This window comes from Enterococcus sp. DIV1767, from assembly GCF_050542585.1.
GTDB lineage: Bacteria > Bacillota > Bacilli > Lactobacillales > Enterococcaceae > Enterococcus_D > Enterococcus_D innesii.
Window position 1 is genome coordinate 459,481 of the sequence record NZ_CP172936.1, and the last position, 21,196, is coordinate 480,676.

At 42.9% G+C, this 21,196-nt stretch carries 17 protein-coding genes and 1 pseudogene; 15 read left to right on the forward strand and 3 right to left on the reverse strand.

Annotated features, from left to right (window positions below; genetic code table 11):
• Nucleotides 1–197: 197 nt before the first annotated feature.
• Nucleotides 198–2,021 carry an APC family permease gene (locus IGI78_RS02230; protein WP_140966222.1) on the forward strand — a complete coding sequence of 608 codons (1,824 nt, stop codon included), beginning with the start codon at nt 198–200 and terminating at the stop codon, nt 2,019–2,021.
• A gap of 71 nt (nt 2,022–2,092) precedes the next feature.
• On the opposite strand, the gene IGI78_RS02235 is transcribed toward IGI78_RS02230, so the two are convergent.
• On the reverse strand, nt 2,093–2,983 hold the full coding sequence (locus IGI78_RS02235) for an ArsR/SmtB family transcription factor (protein ID WP_195265337.1): 891 nt from the start codon (nt 2,981–2,983) through the stop codon (nt 2,093–2,095).
• Nucleotides 2,984–3,298: 315 nt separating this feature from the next.
• Here IGI78_RS02235 and IGI78_RS02240 point away from each other — a divergent pair, with 315 nt between their 5' ends.
• The 9 genes from IGI78_RS02240 to IGI78_RS02280 are packed head-to-tail and all read left to right on the forward strand — an operon-like array spanning nt 3,299 to nt 12,357.
• On the forward strand, nt 3,299–4,549 hold the full coding sequence (locus IGI78_RS02240; RefSeq protein WP_195265335.1) for an extracellular solute-binding protein: 1,251 nt from the start codon (nt 3,299–3,301) through the stop codon (nt 4,547–4,549).
• Nucleotides 4,550–4,595: 46 nt separating this feature from the next.
• A complete protein-coding gene (locus IGI78_RS02245) occupies nt 4,596–5,486 on the forward strand; it encodes a carbohydrate ABC transporter permease (protein WP_005227284.1) in 891 nt (296 codons plus the stop codon).
• 12 nt (nt 5,487–5,498) lie between these two features.
• On the forward strand, nt 5,499–6,350 hold the full coding sequence (locus tag IGI78_RS02250; RefSeq protein ID WP_005227285.1) for a carbohydrate ABC transporter permease: 852 nt from the start codon (nt 5,499–5,501) through the stop codon (nt 6,348–6,350).
• Between the two features lie 8 nt (nt 6,351–6,358).
• Complete coding sequence (locus IGI78_RS02255) at nt 6,359–6,775, forward strand: hypothetical protein (protein WP_008376104.1); 417 nt, start codon at nt 6,359–6,361, stop codon at nt 6,773–6,775.
• Nucleotides 6,776–6,790: 15 nt separating this feature from the next.
• Nucleotides 6,791–7,747, forward strand: coding sequence for a glycoside hydrolase family 43 protein (locus IGI78_RS02260; protein ID WP_195265333.1), 957 nt, complete (start codon nt 6,791–6,793; stop codon nt 7,745–7,747).
• A gap of 18 nt (nt 7,748–7,765) precedes the next feature.
• Complete coding sequence (locus IGI78_RS02265) at nt 7,766–9,388, forward strand: glycoside hydrolase family 43 protein (protein ID WP_195265331.1); 1,623 nt, start codon at nt 7,766–7,768, stop codon at nt 9,386–9,388.
• A 10-nt stretch (nt 9,389–9,398) separates the two neighbouring features.
• Nucleotides 9,399–10,844, forward strand: coding sequence for an alpha-N-arabinofuranosidase (locus IGI78_RS02270; protein WP_195265329.1), 1,446 nt, complete (start codon nt 9,399–9,401; stop codon nt 10,842–10,844).
• A gap of 4 nt (nt 10,845–10,848) precedes the next feature.
• Nucleotides 10,849–11,115 (forward strand): DUF6171 family protein, encoded by a 267-nt coding sequence (locus IGI78_RS02275; RefSeq protein ID WP_194194912.1) that lies wholly within the window; start codon nt 10,849–10,851, stop codon nt 11,113–11,115.
• Between the two features lie 51 nt (nt 11,116–11,166).
• Nucleotides 11,167–12,357 (forward strand): arabinan endo-1,5-alpha-L-arabinosidase, encoded by a 1,191-nt coding sequence (locus tag IGI78_RS02280; protein ID WP_195265327.1) that lies wholly within the window; start codon nt 11,167–11,169, stop codon nt 12,355–12,357.
• A gap of 66 nt (nt 12,358–12,423) precedes the next feature.
• Here IGI78_RS02280 and IGI78_RS02285 read toward each other — a convergent pair whose 3' ends face one another.
• On the reverse strand, nt 12,424–13,686 hold the full coding sequence (locus tag IGI78_RS02285; RefSeq protein ID WP_195265325.1) for a glycoside hydrolase family 27 protein: 1,263 nt from the start codon (nt 13,684–13,686) through the stop codon (nt 12,424–12,426).
• Between the two features lie 120 nt (nt 13,687–13,806).
• Here IGI78_RS02285 and IGI78_RS02290 point away from each other — a divergent pair, with 120 nt between their 5' ends.
• The 5 genes and pseudogenes from IGI78_RS02290 to IGI78_RS02310 all read left to right on the forward strand — a co-directional run bounded on the left by IGI78_RS02290 (nt 13,807) and on the right by IGI78_RS02310 (nt 20,400).
• Nucleotides 13,807–14,706, forward strand: a complete 900-nt coding sequence (locus tag IGI78_RS02290; protein WP_195265323.1) for a helix-turn-helix domain-containing protein — start codon at nt 13,807–13,809, stop codon at nt 14,704–14,706.
• 50 nt (nt 14,707–14,756) lie between these two features.
• On the forward strand, nt 14,757–16,697 hold the full coding sequence (locus IGI78_RS02295) for a glycoside hydrolase family 127 protein (protein WP_325811179.1): 1,941 nt from the start codon (nt 14,757–14,759) through the stop codon (nt 16,695–16,697).
• A 148-nt stretch (nt 16,698–16,845) separates the two neighbouring features.
• A complete protein-coding gene (locus tag IGI78_RS02300) occupies nt 16,846–17,109 on the forward strand; it encodes a type II toxin-antitoxin system Phd/YefM family antitoxin (RefSeq protein ID WP_061053703.1) in 264 nt (87 codons plus the stop codon).
• A pseudogene (locus tag IGI78_RS02305) lies at nt 17,109–17,377 on the forward strand (Txe/YoeB family addiction module toxin). Before IGI78_RS02300 ends, IGI78_RS02305 begins: the two are co-directional and overlap by 1 nt.
• A 191-nt stretch (nt 17,378–17,568) precedes the next feature.
• Nucleotides 17,569–20,400, forward strand: coding sequence for an endo-beta-N-acetylglucosaminidase (locus IGI78_RS02310; RefSeq protein ID WP_195265321.1), 2,832 nt, complete (start codon nt 17,569–17,571; stop codon nt 20,398–20,400).
• Nucleotides 20,401–20,531: 131 nt separating this feature from the next.
• Here IGI78_RS02310 and IGI78_RS02315 read toward each other — a convergent pair whose 3' ends face one another.
• Nucleotides 20,532–21,194: an ABC transporter permease gene (locus tag IGI78_RS02315; RefSeq protein WP_005227316.1), complete on the reverse strand. Its 663-nt coding sequence runs from the start codon at nt 21,192–21,194 to the stop codon at nt 20,532–20,534.
• Nucleotides 21,195–21,196: the final 2 nt, after the last annotated feature.

Here is a 21,196-nt window from a genome sequence, read left to right on the forward strand (position 1 = left end):
ATTTGTTCTTTCTGCTTTTGTGCCATCACGTGAAATTTCTAATAATCAAAAGAGGGAAAAAGGGTCGTTTTTTCATCTGATTTTCATTGACTTTTCGCGGTTACAAGAGTAGCATACAGTCTTGATAATTCAATATTTGTGAGGATATCGTTACAAGTTTAACGAAGGATTTTTTCATGAAAAGGAGTGTAGAAAAAGTGGAGTATTTGAAACGTTTGTTGGTCGGACGTCCATTGAAATCCGCAGAGAATGATGAACAAAAACTGAGCCGGACGGCGGCCCTTGCGTTGCTATCTTCTGATGCTTTGTCTTCGATTGCTTATGGGACAGAGCAGATCGTTGTCGTATTAGTGGCACTTTCCGCTGCTGCTATCTGGTATTCATTACCGATCGCTGCTTTTGTTATTATTCTTTTGATTTCATTGACCTTGTCTTACCGTCAGATCATTCATGCTTACCCTCACGGTGGTGGGGCGTATGTAGTAAGTAGTGAAAATTTAGGGAAAAATGCGGGCCTGATTGCCGGCGGCTCACTATTGATCGATTATATGCTGACAGTGGCAGTATCCGTCTCAGCAGGGGCAGAAGCCATCACTTCAGCTGTGCCGGCGTTGTTCGGTCATCAAGTGGCCATTTCTGTCGTGATCGTGCTCTTGATCATGATGATGAATCTGCGAGGGTTGCGAGAATCAGCTAGCTTCTTGATGATTCCTGTCTACACCTTTATCGCAGTGATCACAGTCTTGATCGTGGTCGGTTTGTACAATATCGTAACGGGTGCGCAACCGTTAAATGCAACCGCACTGCCAGGAGCTGTGGTACCTGGGGTATCCGTAGCCTTGATCTTACGGGCTTTCTCATCAGGTTCCTCTTCTTTGACAGGGGTCGAAGCGATCAGTAACGCTGTGCCGTTTTTCAAAAAACCACGGGCGAAAAATGCAGCTGCGACCTTGACGATCATGGCTGCGATCTTAGGGTTCTTTTTCGTCGGCATCACTTTTATCAACTATTGGTACGGTATCGTACCAGAAACAGAAGTGACCGTCCTATCTCAAATCGGCTCTGCTGTTTTTGGTCATGGGTTTATGTACTACGTTTTGCAATTTGCCACAGCGCTGATTTTAGCAGTTGCCGCAAATACTGGATTTTCTGCCTTCCCTGTGTTGGCGTATAACTTAGCCAAAGACAAATATATGCCACACATGTATCAAGACCGTGGGGATCGTCTCGGCTACTCAAACGGGATCATCACCTTAGCTGCTGGTTCCATCGTCCTATTGTTTATCTTCCAAGGATCGACCGAGCGTTTGATTCCGTTGTATTCTATCGGGGTATTCATTCCTTTTGCACTATCCCAAAGCGGAATGGTCGTCAAATGGAAAAAAGAAGGCAAAGGCTGGTTCTTTAAATCGATCGCCAACATCATTGGGGCTTTGATTTCCTTTGCGATCATTGCCATCTTGTTCGTGTATCGCTTAGGCGATATTTGGCCATTTTTCATTATCATGCCGATCCTCTTGTATATCTTTTACAAGATCCATGATCATTATAAAAAAGTCGCAGAACAGCTGCGATTGGAAAAACAAGAAGCACTACATGTTTATGAAGGAAATACCGTGATCGTTCTCGTCGGAAATGTTACCCGAGTAAATATCGGCGCATTGAACTATGCCCAATCGATTGGTGATTATGTCGTGGCGATGCACGTCTCGTTGGATGAAGATGTGAAGAAAGAAAAAGAGATCGAACAAGAATTTAAGCAAAAATTCCCAGACGTGCGTTTCTCCGTCGTTCATTCTTCGTATCGTTCGATTGAAAATCCCATCTTGCGTTATGTGGATCTAGTCAGCCGCAATGCAGCCAAACACAATTACACAACGACCGTTATCATTCCACAGTTTGTCCCAAGACGTCGCTGGCAAAATATTTTGCACAACCAAACAAGCCTGCGCTTGCGTTTCAGACTCTCTTGGCGTGAAAACATCATTGTAAGTACGTACAGTTACCATTTGAAGAAATAACAAAAACGCTAGTTTAGCGACCTGATTCCCAAAAGAAATGTTTGGGTCAGCCGCTAAGACTAGCGTTTTTTTTAGCTATAAAACATTTTTAGTTTGATATCTTGATCGTAATTCCCAAACCCCTTGCCAAAGAGGGTACAACCGCCGACATGCTCGGCATCTTCTTTGACTTCCACTTTTAAATGCCACGTATCTTCGTAGGCAGGTATATCCTTGATCGTAATGTCGGAAAGAGGAACACCTTCCATGTAGGTTCCATGTTCCATGATGCGAATCGTCTTTAATAACCCGTACTGATTGAGATTGTCTGGATACCAATCCGGTGTATACTTGCCGCGAATATCTGCAAAATCCCCTGGGCTAGTCCATGTACCAAGCTCCACACCATTTAAGCTGAAGGTGATATCTGACGGCCAGTTGTTATTGGAAAAAGGAAATTCAGACGAAACTTCCATTGAAATCTCCATCATTTCAAGTTTTTCTTCTCTTGCTAAGAAGTTTGGCGATTGGTATTCAACAAATCCTTTCGTAAACCATAAGATGCGGGCATCCATTCGTCGAGGATCCATGAAAAACTTCGGTTCATCTACCATTCCCACAAAATCAGCTGAAGTAGCAAGCCCGCACGTTGGTTCTACCGAATAATTTGTATAATGACCGATCGGTATCGTCGTTTCTTTCGTATCAAAGGCATTAAAGATTTTCTCAGGAAAGTTGATATCGATATGATCCACTCTTAAACTGGAAATCTTTTTTTGCCCCACACGCTCTGTTTTGATGATTTTTGCTTCTTCTAATTTTTTGATGTGCATCGTAATGATAGCGCTGCTTAAGCCCAACTCTTGTGCCAACTCTTTGACATTCATCTTGTTTTTAGCCAGCAATTGAATGATTTTGATTCGCACGTTACTGGCAAGTGCCTCATAGACAGGCAATGCTTCTTGATTGATTTCTAATTGCATCGTGTCACCTCCGCATAAACTGTTTGATTTACTTGAATGTTAACATATTTGCTAATTTGTGTAAATAGCGTTGTTTATTTCGTTAGTTATTAATATATTTATTAATTAATATAGATATTATCTTTAATAAATTAATCAAAATATTGTTGACAGCGATTACAAATCAAGTTATGATTTATTTGTAAATTGAAAGTGTTTGCAAACGCTAGAAATGAATAATGCAATTATAAATGCTGGGATAGCAAATAAGAGAAGGAGGATAGGCGTGTTCGGCTTCAAAGACCAAAATTCAATTTCTATGAAAGAGGGAAAAACATGAAGAAGAAACTTATTATTATTGGTGCTTTAGTTGCAGTCGTTGCAGTTGCCCTTATTGGTTTTAATCGTTATCAGGCAGCGGAAAAAGAAAAATACACGATTAATTTTTGGTCACCCCTTACCGGTGATGATGGCGCTTATATGGATCAGATCGTAAATGAATTCAATGAACAATCAGGTTCCGATTATACAATCAATCATGTGATCACGTCTGATATGTATACTAAATTAAGTACGGTTGTTAGTTCTAAAAGTGGGATTCCAGATTTGACTTTGATGCATTCTTATAAAGTAGAGGAATTTGTCAATTCCGATATTATTGATCCGGTTGATCGTCTGGTTTCTTATCAACCTGAGTTAGAAGAAAGCAATTATTTAGATACAGCGTGGAATGCAGGAAAAATCGGCGATACTCAATATACGATCCCATTAGATATCCATGCCAGTGCCATGTATTACAATCAAGATCTTTTAGAAAAATACAATGTCACTTCTTGGCTAGACGATAACATCGTGACGTTTGATGAAATGATGTCATTAGCAGGGCAGATGGAAGAAGGCGATTATGTCGTAAATAATGCGTTACTTTCTTGGGTTATCTTAGCGCAAATCCGTAACTTAGGTGGCGCAATTTCTGACGATGCTGGGAACCCGACGGTGAATACGCCAGAAATGAAAGAAGCGTTAGAAAAAATTAAAGCGTTAACAGATGCAGGTTTGATGACACCTTATGGAGAAGATGGGTATTTGATGTTCCAAGGCGGAAACGTACTCTTATCAACAGATGGTACTTGGACTTCCACCGCTCATGATGCGGTTGAGGGCTTGAATTGGGGTGTAACAAATATTTATTCGACTTCAGATGACATCGCAACTAACCGAGCAGCTTCTCATATGTTTGGCATGTTGAAGAGTGAAAGCAGAACAGAAGAAAAAGAAGAAGTAATCGCACAATTTTTAGAATTTGTTCGTACAAACTCGATCGAATGGGCAAAAGCCGGACAAATCGTTGCAAGTAAAGATATTTTAGAAAGTGATGATTACCAACAATACCCACAATCATTCTTTACTTCTACACCAGAGGAAGAAGAAACACTTTACATCTTTGACTACGTTTATTTCTCTTATGTCTTAGAAGCATTAGATGTTTATAGTACAGATATCGCTTACGGTGAATTAGATATGGATGAAGGATTAGAAACGATGCAACAATATGTCGAAGATAAGATTGCAGAAGTAGCTAGATAAGTGAAGGGGGGATAATTCTATCCCCTTTTCCAATTTTTAGAAGGGAATGAAAGGAATGAAAAAAAAGAGCATTAACTGGGCATCGATCGCATTCATTGGACCACACATGGTACTCTTTATTATTTTTGTATGTATTCCAACGATCTATGGTATTTATGCTTCATTTACGCAATGGAATTTGATCTCTGATCCAGTCTGGGTCGGTTTTAACAACTATAAAACATTATTGTTTGATAGTTCCTCGACGTTCTATACCCAATTTTGGAATGGTTTGAAAAATACCTTTATTTTCGTTTTGATCATGGTGCCGTTACAAATCATCATTCCACTGATGATTGCAGCTGCATTGCAACATAAAAAAGTGAAGCTGAAAGGACTTTTTCAAGCAATTCTATATATTCCAGGTCTTATCTCTGTTTCAGCAGGTTCTTTGATTTGGTCATTGATTTTCCACTCTCGATTAGGTGCCGTCAATAATATTTTTGGGTTCGATTTCTCTTGGGCTTCGCGACAACCCTATGCTTGGATCTTAATTTTTGTTGTCAGCATTTGGGGAGCGATCGGTGGTAACATGATCATTTATCGCTCAGCTTTAGCGGGTGTCAATGAAGACCTTTATGAAGCGGCAGAGATCGACGGAGCGGGAGCATTCCAAAAATTCTTGAATGTGACTTTGCCATCTATTCGCTTTCCACTGTTATATACGATCGTGATGACAACTGCTGGAGCATTTAATGTCTTTGCACAGCCGTTGATGATGACAGGTGGAGGTCCAAACCAAAGCACGACTGTATTGATGATGTATATCCGCTCACTGGCTTTTAGTCAAGGAGAATCAATTGCAGGAATGGCTTCGGCAATGGCAGTCATCTTAGGATTGATCATTATGTGTGTGTCCGTATTTCAATATTTTCTTTTAGATAGAAGCAATACTTAAGGGGGCAAAAAAATGAATACACAAAAGAAACATATACCTAGTATGGTCATCGCATATTTGTTTCTGATCGTTTTATGTATCATCTGGGTTATTCCATTGATTTTTAGCTTCGCCACTTCTTTTCGTTCTCAAACCGAAATCGTCTCCACTGGGTTTCGTTTATTACCCGTAAACTGGATATTAGATAACTATGTAGCGATTTTGACTAATACGTCTACTGCACCAATTATGCAGTGGTTATGGAATTCAATGTTTATCGCAGTCACGCACACTGTTTTAGTTGTGATCGTTGTTTCAGTGACCGCTTATGGCTATGGCAGAATGCGGTTTAAATACCGTGATCGTATCTTTTATCTTTTGATGGGGATCTCGATGTTTCCCGGTGTAGTGAATTTGATTCCGTCTTACAAAATCATTGAAACCTTCGGCTGGGTCAACTCTTCTCTTGCCATGATCATTCCAGGCTTAGCAGGAATGGGAAATATCTTTCTTGTGCGACAGTTTATGAAAGGTATCCCGCTTGAATTTGACGAGTCAGCACGAATGGATGGTGCAGATGAATTTACAATTTTTGCAGAGATCATCGTTCCTTTGATCAAACCTGTGTTGATCGTTGCAGGCCTCTTTTCTTTCACAGGTTCATGGAATGATTTCTTGTGGCCAGTGATCGTGTATACGGATGTTAGTAAAATGCCGATCACAGCCGGTTTGCTATTACTACAAGACATTTATGGCAACTACCGAATGATTGGTCAATTGATGGGCTCGGCATTGATTGCGATCATTCCCACCGTCATGCTGTTTCTATTTGCTCAAAAATACTTCATTGAATCTATGAACTTAAATGCAGGAATAAAAGGATAGTGAAGATCATGAATCGAAAATTGGAAAGAAATTTACTACGTGCCAGTGCGGTCTGGGATGTCTGTATTGGTCTTGTAACGATGTTTGGGTATTATCCTTGGTTTGAAGAACAAGGGATCGCAGCATTTCAAAATCAAAATCAGTATGAATACTTGCAGTCAAGTCTGGTAGGAATGATATCGAAGGTAGTTATGATCGTTGCGTTAGCGACGATTTTGATGGGCGTTATCAGTTGGATCAACGCGAAGAATATGCGAGACAAACAAATAAACAAAGGAACGATACGTTGGATGATCGCCTGTGTCATCATCCATTTGATCATCTATGATGTGATCGGTGTCGTCCTCTATTTACTAGCTACGACGATGTATATGTCTAAAAACAAAGCAATAAAAATACTAAAAACGGAAAATGGAATTTTTTAAGAAGGTGTAGAATTTATGGCAGAAAATTATTTGGAACCGATTGTATTAGAACGTGCAGACCCATGGATATACAAGCATACCGATGGATATTATTACTTCACTGGATCTAAACCAGGGTATCAGGAAATCGAATTAAGGCGTGCGAAAACCTTGAAAGGACTGGCTGACGGTGAAGTGAACGTCATCTGGACGGCTCATGCCGAAGGCCCCATGAGTGAACTGATCTGGGCACCAGAGATTCATTTTATTCAAGGAAAATGGTACATCTATTTTGCTGCTGCAGATCATGGAGAAGTCAGAAATGATCAGCATCATCATCGGATGTTTGCGATCGAAAATGCGAATGAAGATCCCTTTGCAGGCGAGTGGGTAGAAAAAGGACAGATCAAGACGCAATTTGAGAGTTTCAGTTTAGATGCTACGGTATTTGAACACAGGAACCGATTGTATTATGTCTGGGCACAAGCAGATCCAAACATTCCAGGCAATTCCAATCTTTATTTATCAGAGATGGAAAATCCTTGGACATTGAAAGGAAAGCAGATTCTGCTGAGCATTCCTTATTATGAATGGGAAAAAATTGGCTTCAAAGTGAACGAGGCACCAGCTGCTTTGATTAGAAATGGAAAAGTGATCATTACTTATTCAGCCAGTGCGACGGATGAAAACTACGCGATGGGACTGTTGTGGGCAGATGAGGATAGTGATTTATTGAATGGGTATTCTTGGCATAAGTTGAAGGAACCAGTCTTTTCAAGTTCTGAACAAAATTCCCTATACGGACCAGGACATAACTCCTTTACAGTCGATGAGGAGGGGGAACAAGAGATCTTAGTGTATCATGCAAGACCAGAAAAAAATGATTACAGTAATCCTTTAGAAAATCCCAATCGACATGCGTATGTCCAACCGTTTACTTGGAAAAACAATGGATTACCTGATTTTGGCGAACCCGGTGTAGTCAAAGGATAGATAAAAGAGAGGGAAAAAATGAATACAAAAAGAAAAATGCTCTGTTTAACCATGTCCGTTTTTTTTACTAGTTTATTTCTTGCTGGCTGTCAAACAGGAGATGCTGCTGAGCAACTTTCACAAAAGGAGTGGGAAACAACGACAAAAAATCGAGTGTCGATTCATGACCCATCGATTACTTCTATTCATGTTGGTGACCAAGAGCTGTTTTACGTATTTGGTTCACATCTCGCCCAAGCGAAAACAGAAGATTTACAAACTTGGGAAGTGCCTTTCACTCACGAATATGAATCAATGGAAGACAATATGATCTATGGTAACACAAAAGAAAATCTAGCTGAGACTTTTGAATGGGCAGGCTATGATGATGCCGATTCACAAGGTGGTTACAGCCTTTGGGCACCAGATGTCATTTGGAATGCTGATTATGAATGGTCAAATGGAGACAAAGGAGCCTACATGCTCTACTACTCAGCTAGTTCTACTTGGCGGCGTTCAGCGATTGGATTGGCCGTAGCTAAAACGATCGAAGGACCCTATAGCTATGCGGATACCGTGATCTATTCTGGCTTTACAGAAAAAGATTCGACAGATGGTAGTGAACGCAATACCAACTATCAAAATACCCATTTGGCCAAATTGATCAAAGAGGGGAAAATCAGTGGGTTCAGTGAAAACTGGGCGATCGAAGATGGTCTGACGTATAACACCGATTATGCGCCAAACGCCATTGATCCAGCGTTGTTTTATGATGAAGAAGGGAAACTATGGATGACCTATGGTTCTTGGTCTGGCGGTATCTTTTTATTGGAAGTTGATCCAGCTACTGGAAAACCAATGTATCCTGGGGAAGATAGCACGACGGAAGATGGGCGTATCATTGATCGCTATTTCGGGATCAAGCTTTTTGGCGGCTATCATCAATCAGGAGAAGGCCCCTATATTGTATATGATGAGGAAACCGATTATTATTACCTATTCGTCACTTACGGTGGTTTAGCAGCAAAAGGTGGTTACAATATGCGACTATTTCGCGCTGAAAAACCAGAAGGACCTTACCTTGATGCCCAAGGAAATAGCCCAATCTTAGAACAAGGGGACCAAAATTCAAACTATGGCATCAAATTGATTGGCAACTACCAATTCTCGTTTCAACAAATGGGGTATCGAGCAGCGGGACACAATTCGGCGATCATCGATGAGAATGGTCAGTGGTCCTTGGTGTACCATACGCGCTTTAACAATGGAACCGAAGCCCATGAAGTGCGGGTCAACAGAATGTATATGAATGAGGAGGGCTGGCCAGTTCCAGCACCCTACGAGTATCGAGGCAATGAACAAGTAGCAGATGCTTTGTCAGAAGACGACATTATCGGGCGCTATGAAATCATTAACCATGGTACCGACAATGGAACGACCATGCTAAAAACGCAGACAATCGAGCTTCAAAAAGATGGAAGTGTTACTGGTGACTTGACCGGAACTTGGACGTACGATGCGGGATACTTGGCATTGACTTTTGAAGAAGCGACCTTCAAAGGTATCTTATTAAGTCAGGAAATAACAGAATTTGAGCAGCAAAAATTAACGTTCTCAACGATTGGCGATAATAATGAATCCATTTGGGGAATCAAAGAATAGGAGTATAACAATGACGATTAACATTCAAAACACAAAATCAGGAACAACGATCAGTAAATATATCTACGGTCATTTTGCAGAGCATCTAGGCCGTTGTATCTATGAAGGATTATATGTTGGAGAAGATTCGCCGATCCCCAATAAAAATGGGATGCGGATCGATGTGGTTGAAGCACTGAAAAACATTCAAATCCCTGTGCTTCGTTGGCCAGGTGGCTGCTTCGCCGATGAATACCATTGGAAAGACGGGATCGGTCCTAAAGAAAACCGCAAAACGATGGTCAACACTCACTGGGGCGGCGTGACTGAAAACAATCATTTCGGGACCCATGAATTTTTTGAGTTGATCAAGCAGCTGGAATGTGACGCGTATGTCAACGGCAATGTCGGCAGCGGAACGGTGCAAGAAATGTCGGAATGGGTGGAATACATCACGATGGATGGCATTTCTCCGATGGCTGATCTTCGCAGAGAAAATGGCCATGAAGAAGCGTGGGAAATGAAATTTTTTGGCGTAGGAAACGAAAATTGGGGCTGCGGCGGCAATATGCGGCCAGAGTACTATGCGGATCTGTATCGCCGCTATCAAACCTATGTCCGCCAATACGGTGACAAAAAAATCTACAAAGTTGCTGGCGGAGCGAATGTCGCAGACTATCATTGGACAGAAACGCTGATGAAAAACGCCCATTGGTTGATGGACGGCCTAAGCTTGCACTACTACGTTCATCCGCAGGGCTGGGAAGAAAAAGGTAGCGCCTTGGAATTTGATGAGGCAGAGTGGCAAGTGACCTGTGAAAAAGCAGCCTACATGGATGAATTATTGACCCGCCACAGCGCGATCATGGACCAGTATGACCCAGAACAGCGTGTGGGAATCATTGTTGATGAATGGGGCACTTGGTTCTCAGCAGAACCTGGTACGAATCCAGGCTTCTTATACCAACAAAATACGATCCGTGATGCCATGGTCGCAGCGATCACCTTGAATATTTTCCATAAACATGCCAAGCGAGTGCATATGGCAAATATCGCACAAACCGTCAATGTCCTGCAAGCGATGATTTTGACAGATGGCGAACAAATGGTGAAAACCCCAAGCTATCATGTATTTGATTTGTATAAAGTCCATCAAGATGCTGAAACCATTGATAGCCATGGAACCAGCAGCGATACCATTACGTATACGATTTCGAAAAAAGAAGATACGATCCATCTATCGGTTTGTAATTTTGCTACCCAAGGCACGGAAGAATTATCCTTCTCCCTTGAAACAGCGATCAATGAAGTGAAAGAAGCACGTTATATCGTGGGGGACAAAATGAACGCACACAATGATTTTGATCATCCTGAAGATGTGGTGATCCAAGACTTCACCGCTTACAATGTTGAAGAGAACAAAGTCAGCTTGCGTGTGCCAGCAATGAGTGTTCTAACGATCTCATTGACAGTCTGATCCCATGACTTGTAAAGGATGCGAAGTGAAAGATGCTGCAGCAGCAGCACAGGAAGACATTGAATCCTTGATTGCAGAACAACTTTCTTTAGAAAGCGACTTGGCTTCGCCGGAGATCGTCAGTAGGAGAATCGCTGTTTGTGAGGCTTGTCCATTGCGATTGAATCATACCTGTACCAAATGCGGCTGCTTTTATCGGTTTCGCGCAAACTTAGCTAAGAAAAACTGTCCTGCAGGAATGTGGGAACAAACAGGACAGCTCGCCAAGTAGCTGTCCTGTTTTTATAAAATAGAATAAATCAATTAGGAGATGAGGGAAGACATGACAGCGATCAATGGGGTTCATGATCCTACGATTATTGAACATGAAGACACCTTTTATTTATATTCAACGGACACACAACAGCCCAAAACGGCTGGTGTACCAATTCGTCGTTCAAAAGATTTGATCCATTGGCAATTTGAGAAACAGGCATTGTCAGAAATGCCTGAACCAGCAGTAAAATGGAGCAAGGCTCAAGGACTATGGGCACCGGAAGTTATTCGCTATAAGGACGAATTCCGTATGTATTATTCTGCTTCGACATTCGGCAGTACCACTTCTTTTATTGGCTTAGCTACAGCATCAGATCCTTTGGGCCCTTGGGAAGATCAAGGAGAGGTTATTAAAACCAATGCTACTCTTGCACAGCATAACGCGATCGATGCCAATATTGCTTTTGACCGCTCAGGTGAGCAGTGGTTTGTCTATGGTTCTTTTTTTGGCGGAATCTATATTGCTCCATTGAACAAAGAAACTGGAAAACTTCAAGAAAAGAGCTATGGTCAACGGATTGCTTTTCGTCCGAAAACAGTTGATACTGCTATTGAAGGCCCATTTATCTATTATCATCCTGAAACCGATTATTATTATTTGTTTGTTTCTTTCGACTCCCTTAACGATTCGTATAATATCCGTGTCGCACGAGCAAAAGAAATTACAGGGCCATATCTGGACTGGCATGGTACGGCCATGACGGATCAAGAAAAGACGCCAACCGAAGTAGGGACTAAACTGTTGGGCAGCTATCAGTTCTCAGAAGAACCAGTTGTATACGCTCCTGGTCATAATTCGATCTTTACGCAAACCAATAAAGAAAGCTTCGTTGTGCATCATGCACGGAGAAAACCATTCAGTGACCAATTCCATTTACAGATACGTAAACTCTATTGGCTGGAATCAGGCTGGCCAGTAATCTCTGCTTCAATCTATCAAGGAAGTGTTTCACGAATGCCAGAGCAGGAAACTCTGTTAGGAAAGTGGGAAATCATCCAATTTGATCATGAATCTCAAGTTATATCTTCTCAACTGCAAGAAATAACAGCATTAAAAAAAGAAGGACGAAGTTACTTGTGGGGAGAAAACGAATTTGTCCCATATTATGAGTACATCGACCAAAAAGAAAGGTTGTTTTTCTCTGGAATCAATGATCAAGGCGTTGCGTTTCTTGGTCGAAAAATGTACGAAGAATAAAAAACAAGCAGCACAATGAGTAGGTTACATTGTGCTGCTTATAAACGTATGCTGCTGCCGGCTTTACTAAATACTGCCTTTTAATAATCGGACACCATGAGTAGGAACCTCAGCATCGGCAATTGTCTGTTCTTTTTGTTGCCATAACTCAGTGCCACTTTTAATTGGTAGTAAAGCAGTGATCGATTTTGGGATGGTTTGCGTTTGATCAGAAACATTGAAAATGGCATAGTAGACTGCTGTGTCGCTCAACGCCTCCCAAATGATCCACTCTTGATCACGATAGAACTCTTTTTTCGTATGAATTCTTCGATACATTTCTAAGACTTCAGTATTCGTCAATAAACGTAAGGTAAAGGGATCGATGTCTGGTAAAGTACCACCAAACATCAATGGAGATTGGAAGATCGTCCATAAACTCATCAATAAGTATTGCTCGTCTTCCGTAAAACGTGTCCAGCTGTCACCACCGCCACCATCAACTGCTCGAATGCCGATATGACCCAACGGTAGCATATCACAGTCAGGCCAGTTACCTGGACGAACGAAAGGTGCCCACTCTGCTGCTCGGTCAAACATGGCGTAAAGGGCGTCCCAATGATCCCAAAAGTCATCCGTCAAGCGCCACATATTGGCATGATTTTGAAAGAAACTACCATTTTTGAGGGCAGCTGGTCCGGGAGACAAAGAAAGGACGATCTCTCGACCGGATCGATCGATCGCACGGCGAATCGCTTTGATTTCTGCTTTATGGGCATCACCGTAAATTTTCGAATCGCCGATGTCATCCACCTTTATAAAGTCAACACCCCAAGAAGCATATAATTCGAGCAAAGAATCATAATAAAGCTGTCCTTCAGGCAATGAAACATCGACCCCATACATATCGGTATTCCAAGGGCAGATTGAATTCATAGCAATGTCCCGTGCCCGTTTATCCGTTCCTTTGACCGGCGTATTTTGATGAACTGCTTGTCGTGGAATGCCGCGCATGATATGGATACCAAACTTCAGCCCTTTTTGATGCAGATAGTCACCAAGTTTTTTGAAACCAGCGCCATCTTTTGCTGAAGGGAAGCGGTTCTCAGCAGGAATCAAGCGAGAATAGTCGTCCATACACAACGGATAAAAATCATTATACCTTGTAGACTTTGCTTCTGGTTCGCTCCATTGAATATCCACGACGACATACTCCCAACCATAAGCTTTCAAATGCTCTGCCATAAAATCAGCATGGGCGATCACTTCTGCTTCGGTTACAGAAGCGCCATAGCAGTCCCAAGAATTCCATCCCATTGGGGGTGTTTGTGCAAAGTGTAAAAAAGACATCGATTTCCTCCTAGTACGTTTTTCTTATAGTATAGTAAGCAATAAAAAAGAGAGGGAAAGTTTTGTCTACTAGAAATAAAAAAGAAAGAAATCGTCAACGAATGAAAAAGGAGTTGATCAATGGTGTTTCCACAAGAAACAAACTATGCGAAGATTACAGCATACTATAGTGTTGCTCTTGAGCGTTTTTCCATGGATCCACATCAACACCCAGCGTGTGAGATCATGTTTGTGACCAAAGGGAAGTGTAAGATAAAGGTGCAAGATCAAGTAATTGTTCTGGAAAGAAATGATTTCGTTTTCATAAATGCGTTTGTGGAACACGCCTTACTCGTTGAAGGAGATTCCTGCACTTTACTGAATATTGAATTTCTTCTGAGTGAGACACCGTCCGCCCTTTGTGTTCGTGATGTTTTTGCATACATCAAAGGAAATGTACAATTGAATGAGCCTTACACGAAAAGTCGCGATGTCCGCCAATTTGGACAAGCGATCAAGTCATTGCTGCAGCTGCTAATGATCGATGATACTCAAGAGCAACCGTCTGCTGAACGGCAATTTACGATCGAGCTCTTGTTTAAGCGGATGCTGATGGAATTAGCCTTTTCATTACGTACGAAAGAAACCAAACGGGGCAATTGCTATGTGAACGCTGCGATTAACTATATTCAACAGCATTTTGATGAAGACATTCAAGTCTCCCAAATCGCAGCGGCGGTGGGGATTACGAAAGCCTACTTGCATAAACTCTTTCATGAGCAACTGGGAGTGACGGTCAACCATTTCCTCACCAGTGAGCGTCTGAAGCAGGCAGCATTTTTACTAAGTAATAGTCAGCTGCCAATCGTCGAAATTGCCGCTCAAGCAGGATTCAACAGCAGACAGCACTTTACCAATACCTTTAAACAAAAAAAAGGCATGAGTCCTAAAGCCTACCAGCTCTTATATAAGCAAACGATCAAAGAGGAGGCAGGGCAACATATCACAGGAGATGATCCGAACTTTTTATTAATGAAGTAAATATGAATTGAATGATCAAGCATAAAAAAGTAAAAGAACAGGAGAACGAAATGAAAGAATTCGCATTGAACAAGATCCAGCTCACGGACGAGTTTTGGCAAGGATACCAAGAGCTTGTTCGCAAAGAAACGATTCCTTACCAATACCAAGTCCTAAATGATGAAATCGATGTAGATGTTCAAGCAGAACGGGAAGATCCCAATTTGCCAGCTGGGAAAAGCCATGCCTTGGCGAATTTTCGCATCGCCGCAAGGCAAATGGAAGGAGAACATTTCGGATGGTTTTTCCAAGATAGCGATGTCTACAAATGGATCGAGTCAGCTGGGTATAGCTTGTTGAATACTAGCGATCCGCAATTGGAAAAGACAGTAGATGAAGTGATTGACTTAGTTGCTGCGGCGCAAGAAGCAGATGGCTACTTAAATACCTTCTTTCAATTGACCCGACCGAAGTTAAAATACCGTCAGCTGTATTTCAGCCATGAACTTTATTGTGCCGGGCATTTAGTCGAAGCGGCTATCGCTTATGATCAAGCGACAGGCAAGGATAAATTACTGACCGTGGCAGAGAAAAATATCGCCAATATTTGCACGCATTTTGGGCGGGAGCCTGAAAAAATTCAAGGTGCAGATGGCCATCAAGAGATCGAATTGGCGCTGGTGCGTTTGTATGAATACACCGGTAAACAAACCTATTTGACATTAGCTGATTTCTTTCTTGAAGTACGTGGGGAAGATCCTGCCTTTTACGAAAAAGAAATCTTGAAAAACCAAGCGGATGGCTTATCGGATGAAACGCCAAGGGTAGACCTCACCTATTTACAAGCCTACGATCAACCTAAAAAGCAGCATGAAGCCAAAGGTCATGCGGTACGAATGCTGTATATGGCAAGCGGTATGGCAAAAGTCGCCCAGCATACCCAAGATCAAGAATTAATCGATGCTTGCGAAGCGATTTGGGAAGACATCGCCTGTAAGAAAATGTATGTGACCGGTGGCGTCGGCTCAACCGTTCACGGGGAAGCCTTTGTCGGTCCCTATGATTTGCCAAATGATACGATGTATTGTGAAACCTGTGCAGCTATTGCATTGGTCCAATTTTCTTTTGAGCTGTTCAAACTAACCAAGGAACCAAAATATTTAGCGACGATGGAACGAGCGTTGTATAATAGCGTCCTTTCTGGTGCGGCAATTGACGGCAAACACTTTTTCTACGTGAATCCTTTGGAGGTCAATCCCCAACGAGATCAGGAAAATCCTGGCAAAGGCCACGTCAAAGCTCAACGACCTGATTGGCTCGGTTGTGCGTGTTGTCCGCCGAATTTTGCGCGGATGGTCGCTTCGCTGCAGCGCTTGGTTTACACTTGCGATCAAGAGAAGCTTTACGTGAATTTATTTGTGGCAAGCCGTTTAGAAGAACCTGACCAATTTACGTTTGAACAAACGGGAGGGTTTCCTTTTACAGAGGACCTCACGATTCGCTATCAAGGCATTCCAAAGACGCTCATCATCCACAAACCTAACGGACTAAGTAAGTTTCAAATCGAGAGTGAACACGAATGGCAGGAGACGAACGAGGCAATCATCTTTGAGGCAGTCGAAAACGTGACGGCCAATATCCGTTTTGAACAACCATTGCAAATCCTGCGTGCGAATCCTCAAGTTATTCAAGCTATCAATCAAGTCGCATTGCAACGTGGCCCCTTCGTGTATTGCATAGAAGAAGCCGACAATGGTCAAGCACTCTGGCGTTGCCGCATCGACCCACAGGCGCTGGAGGCGGCCTTTTCGAAAGAGGATACGTTGTTGCCAACTACTTTACGTTTGGCGATCAAAGGCTACCAAAGCGAAGAATGGTCGGGAACAACCCTTTACGAAGAACGAGCGGAAACGGTCATACCTCGTACGTGGCAACTGATCCCATACCATTTATGGGGCAATCGGGGCATAGGCGAAATGCGCGTTTGGCTGCCGCTCGTTGGAAAGGAGTAAGAAGTAAGCAGGGCCAAAGAGCTTCCCTAAAAGGAGGCTCTTTTTTTCTATGTAAAAATAACGGGAAAAGTTCGCTGTATATGAGTACGTTATTGTATTTTTGATGTACTCAATCAGGTACGCTATAATTATATCAAGAAGAGTGGCAATGGCTAATACAACGATGAATCCTAGCACTGCTCGCAAAAATTTTTATCAGTTATTGAAAGATGTAAATGAAAACCATACTGAAATTGAGATTATTAGTGATCGTAGTGGAAACAATGCGGTGTTGATTGGGCTAGAAGACTGGAGAGCGATTCAAGAAACCCTTTTTCTTGAGCAAACAGGTACTCTAGAAAAGGTACGAGACCGCGAAAAAGACGACAGTGGCTTTACGGATATCGATGATATTGATTGGCAAGCTCTTTGATGAGGAGCGATACAGTCACAATCAAAAACTCTGCGAAAGTGGATCTAAGGAAAATCAAACAATCGAATTTTAAAAAAAACAGTTTGAAGAAGTGATTCAGGCCTTGAAGGAAGATCCATATATGCCCACGCAGTCTTTTGAAAAGCTGAGACCTACACATGAAGGCAGATATTCACGTAGGCTGAATAGGCAACATCGAGTGGTTTACAAAGTTGATGAGGAAAATAAAGTTGTGGAAATTTATTCTGCATGGACACATTATGAATGAAGTGTGAAGAGCTGATTTTTTAGCTAGTTGACCAAGAGCTTCCCAAAAAGGAGGCTCTTTTTTTCTAAACTCAACCTTCTTGGATTTGTTGCATGATTTCTTTAATTTGTTCCTATATTCCTACCTTTGAAAGCGTTATCGTTTTAGTGTAGGAATGTTGGCGGGTTTATGTAAAACAAGGAGGAAGAAGTGTGACAAGGAAAATCAGTAAAGTTGGCGTATCTTTGTTGGTATTGGCAGCGGCAACGGCAATCGGCGGCTGCACCCAAAGTGAGGCGAAGACAACGGGAAAAGTCGTTTACCAGGAAACAGCCAAAAGTACGTTGGAAAAAGCGATGGACAATCAACCGGAGTCGTCTTATTGGTTCCCAGAGGATTTGTTGGCATGGTCTTTTGAAAAAGATCCAGATGCGAAATACAATACCAGCGTTGTTCCATTAGCGCAGCGGGCAGCTAAAGAGACGTTGCCGAAGATGAATGACACGCAAACGGCAGAAACCAAAGTCGTGGCGCTTTCGATCATGAATAGCAGTACGAGCGGCAATGCACCACGAGGGATCAATACCTTTGATGCCAATGTCTTTTCTTATTGGCAATACATCGATCAATTGGTTTATTGGGGCGGCTCTTCTGGCGAAGGGATCATCGTACCGCCAAGTCCTGATGTGACAGATGCTGCTCATAGGAATGGCGTGCCGGTTTTAGGAACGATCTTCTTTCCGCAAACTGCCCATGGTGGGAAGTTGGAATGGCTAGATACGTTTTTAGCTAAAGATGAGGATGGCAATTTTCCGATCGTAGAAAAGATGATCGAAGTTGCCAATACGTATGGCTTTGATGGCTGGTTCATCAATCAAGAAACCGATACGGCGGTCACTAGTTTTGATGATGCAGCGGAAGGTGTTGAACAATCGGCGACTGATGGTAAAGGACTAAATGAAAGCCACGCCAAAGCGATGCAAGAACTGATCGCCCAATTCAAAGAACAAGCCGACGAGCATTTAGAGATCATGTGGTATGATTCCATGACGAGTGATGGGAAAATGGATTGGCAAAACGCGTTGACGGATAAGAACAAAGCCTATTTAGTGGATGCAGAGATGAACCCATTGGCAGATAGTATGTTCTTGAATTTCTGGTGGACCACTGACAAACTGGCGGACAAAGAGCTGTTGAAGGCCTCCAATGAAAAAGCCCGTGAAATCGGTGTCGATCCTTACGATCTTTTTGCTGGGATCGATGTACAAGAAAATGGCTATGCAACGCCTGTGCGCTGGGATCTGTTTACGGATGAAAAAGGCGTTCCTTATACCTCATTGGGCCTGTATGTGCCTAGCTGGACCTATTCTTCTGCTAGTACGCCGGATGATTTCCAAAGCAAAGAGAATGCTTTTTGGGTCAATAACACGGGCGATCCTCGGGAAAGCCAGCTGCCAGAAGCGACAGAATGGCCTGGAATCTCCACGTATGCCCTGGAACAGACCGCTATCACAGAGCTGCCTTTTGTGACGAATTTTAGTCTGGGGAATGGCTACAACTATTTTATCGACGGAGAAAAAGTGTCCAGCCGCAATTGGAACAACCGAAGCTTGCAAGCTGTTTTGCCGACCTATCGTTGGGTCTTTGACCATGGAAAAGACAATGATTTGGCTGTATCAATCAATTATGCGGATGCCTATAATGGCGGAAATGCACTGAAACTACGTGGACAGATGACAAAAGGCAGTACCAGTCACATGGCATTGTATCAGACAGCATTTCCTGTGACGAAAAAGACGAAGCTGACGACGACTGTCAAAGCAACGGTACCGACAGCTCTTGATTTGGTCGTGACTTTAGCTGATGGTTCAACACAAACGATCAAAGGAGACAAAGAGGTCGCAACAGACTGGACGACGATCACCTACTCATTGAAAGACATCAAAGGGGAAGTGACAGCGATCGGTTATGACATAACCACGAAAGAAACCAGTGATGTCTATGAGTTGAATCTAGGGCAATTAACGATCGGAGATCAGAAAGCGGAGAAATTCGCTGCCGAAGCATTGACGGTTGAGGATGTGCTCTTTGATGAAGAAGAGGGCAACTATGCGGGGGTCCGATTAACGTGGGAAGCTGCCAAGGACAAGACAGCTGCGGTTTATGAGGTCTACCAATTGAACGATGACGGCTCACGCTCCTTCTTAGCAGCTACGCCAGCAACCAACCACTATTTGAATGCCGTTGAACGACCAAAAGGGACGAAAACCAAGTTCGCGGTGGTGGCAGTGGATCGCTATGGCAATCGCGGCAAGCTATCCGATACGGTGGAGATCACTTGGCCGAACAATCAGCTGCCAAAAGCAGCCTTTACAGCCTCTAAAACCTTAGCGGCACCGGGGGAAACGATCACCTTCACGAATACCTCATCTGCGAATGCCGAAGCATTTGAATGGACGTTTGAAGGCGGCGATATCACCAGCAGTACAGAAGAAAATCCCCAAGTGACCTATTCGGAACCAGGTACCTACAAAGTCACGCTTGTTGCCAAAAACGAAGCAGGAGAGACCCCTCTGGAAATGGCGGGATTGATCACGATTTCTGCTGATGCGCCGAAAGAGTTGCTGCTGCTTTCAAAAGATGCCGAAGCAACTGCTTCATCGTTCGTCAATGATGCCGAAGCACCGGCTTTTGCCCTCGATGGTGATTTGAGTACGAAGTGGTGTGCGACAGGCAATGCGCCTCATGAGTTGATGATCGATCTCGGTCGACCACAAACGGTCAGTGAAGTACGCCTCGCCCATGCGGAAGCTGGTGGAGAAGGCCCAGACATGAATACGCGGGCGTATACGGTGCTCGTCAGTGAAGACGGCAAAGACTATGAGCCAGTTTCACGAACGTTGAAAAATGAAGCGGGCAATAGCACCAATACGTTTGCCGTCAAGAAGGTGCAATATGTAAAAATCAGTATTGATAAACCAACACAAGGAGCAGACTCAGCAGCCCGAATCTATGAAGTCGAAGTATATGGAATGGATAAATAGCGAAAAAGAGCAGGGCGTTAACCCTAAAAAGGGAAGCGGCTGAAGCGATGCTTTTCTGAAAAATGACCGAACCAAAAAAGCCGTTGCGACCAATAAATGGTCACAACGGCTTTTGCTTTTTCCCAATAAGTTTAGCGTGACGTACGGCTGGCGGGATCTAAGCGGCGTTCAATAAAGCTTAGCCCAAGATCCGTAATGATTGCCATCAAGGCAGTTGGTAAAGCACCGGCTAAGATGATCGATGCTCCATCTGTCGCATTGGTTCCGCGGATGATGATGTCCCCCAGTCCACCAGCACCAACGAAGGCGCCAATAGCGGTGATACCGATCGCCACGACTAAGGCGTTTCGAATCCCTGCCATGATCACCGAAACAGACAATGGCAATTCGATCATATACAATCGCTGCCAGCTAGTCATCCCCATCCCTTTGCCGACATCTAACGTATTGCGGTCGACTTGGCGCATGCCGGTATAGGTATTTTTGATGATCGGTAACAAAGAATAAAGGAAAATCGTTAAAATCACGACATTCACACCTAAGCCCATGCCGATCATTAAAATCGAGATCATCGCTAAAGATGGAATCGTCTGGATGATATTGGCGAAACGAATCACCCAATCTGCCAAACGCATTTTTTTAGAAATCAAGATCCCGATTGGAATGCCGACGATCGAGGCAAAAAGTACCCCGTAGATTGAAATCAAGAAGTGACGAATGAACTGGGCAAAAACATAGCCGCCATTTTCTTGAAAATAGAAAAGAAATTGTTGGAATAAATTCATGTCTGCCATTT

Excerpts from the sequence above, each read along its gene's own strand:
- IGI78_RS02235 (WP_195265337.1), bottom strand. The coding sequence starts at position 2,983 with ATGCAATTAGAAATCAATCAAGAAGCATTGCCTGTCTATGAGGCACTT.
- IGI78_RS02240 (WP_195265335.1), top strand. The coding sequence starts at position 3,299 with ATGAAGAAGAAACTTATTATTATTGGTGCTTTAGTTGCAGTCGTTGCA.
- IGI78_RS02245 (WP_005227284.1), top strand. The coding sequence starts at position 4,596 with ATGAAAGGAATGAAAAAAAAGAGCATTAACTGGGCATCGATCGCATTC.
- IGI78_RS02250 (WP_005227285.1), top strand. The coding sequence starts at position 5,499 with ATGAATACACAAAAGAAACATATACCTAGTATGGTCATCGCATATTTG.
- IGI78_RS02255 (WP_008376104.1), top strand. The coding sequence starts at position 6,359 with ATGAATCGAAAATTGGAAAGAAATTTACTACGTGCCAGTGCGGTCTGG.
- IGI78_RS02260 (WP_195265333.1), top strand. The coding sequence starts at position 6,791 with ATGGCAGAAAATTATTTGGAACCGATTGTATTAGAACGTGCAGACCCA.
- IGI78_RS02265 (WP_195265331.1), top strand. The coding sequence starts at position 7,766 with ATGAATACAAAAAGAAAAATGCTCTGTTTAACCATGTCCGTTTTTTTT.
- IGI78_RS02270 (WP_195265329.1), top strand. The coding sequence starts at position 9,399 with ATGACGATTAACATTCAAAACACAAAATCAGGAACAACGATCAGTAAA.
- IGI78_RS02275 (WP_194194912.1), top strand. The coding sequence starts at position 10,849 with ATGACTTGTAAAGGATGCGAAGTGAAAGATGCTGCAGCAGCAGCACAG.
- IGI78_RS02280 (WP_195265327.1), top strand. The coding sequence starts at position 11,167 with ATGACAGCGATCAATGGGGTTCATGATCCTACGATTATTGAACATGAA.
- IGI78_RS02285 (WP_195265325.1), bottom strand. The coding sequence starts at position 13,686 with ATGTCTTTTTTACACTTTGCACAAACACCCCCAATGGGATGGAATTCT.
- IGI78_RS02290 (WP_195265323.1), top strand. The coding sequence starts at position 13,807 with ATGGTGTTTCCACAAGAAACAAACTATGCGAAGATTACAGCATACTAT.
- IGI78_RS02295 (WP_325811179.1), top strand. The coding sequence starts at position 14,757 with ATGAAAGAATTCGCATTGAACAAGATCCAGCTCACGGACGAGTTTTGG.
- IGI78_RS02300 (WP_061053703.1), top strand. The coding sequence starts at position 16,846 with ATGGCTAATACAACGATGAATCCTAGCACTGCTCGCAAAAATTTTTAT.
- IGI78_RS02315 (WP_005227316.1), bottom strand. The coding sequence starts at position 21,194 with ATGGCAGACATGAATTTATTCCAACAATTTCTTTTCTATTTTCAAGAA.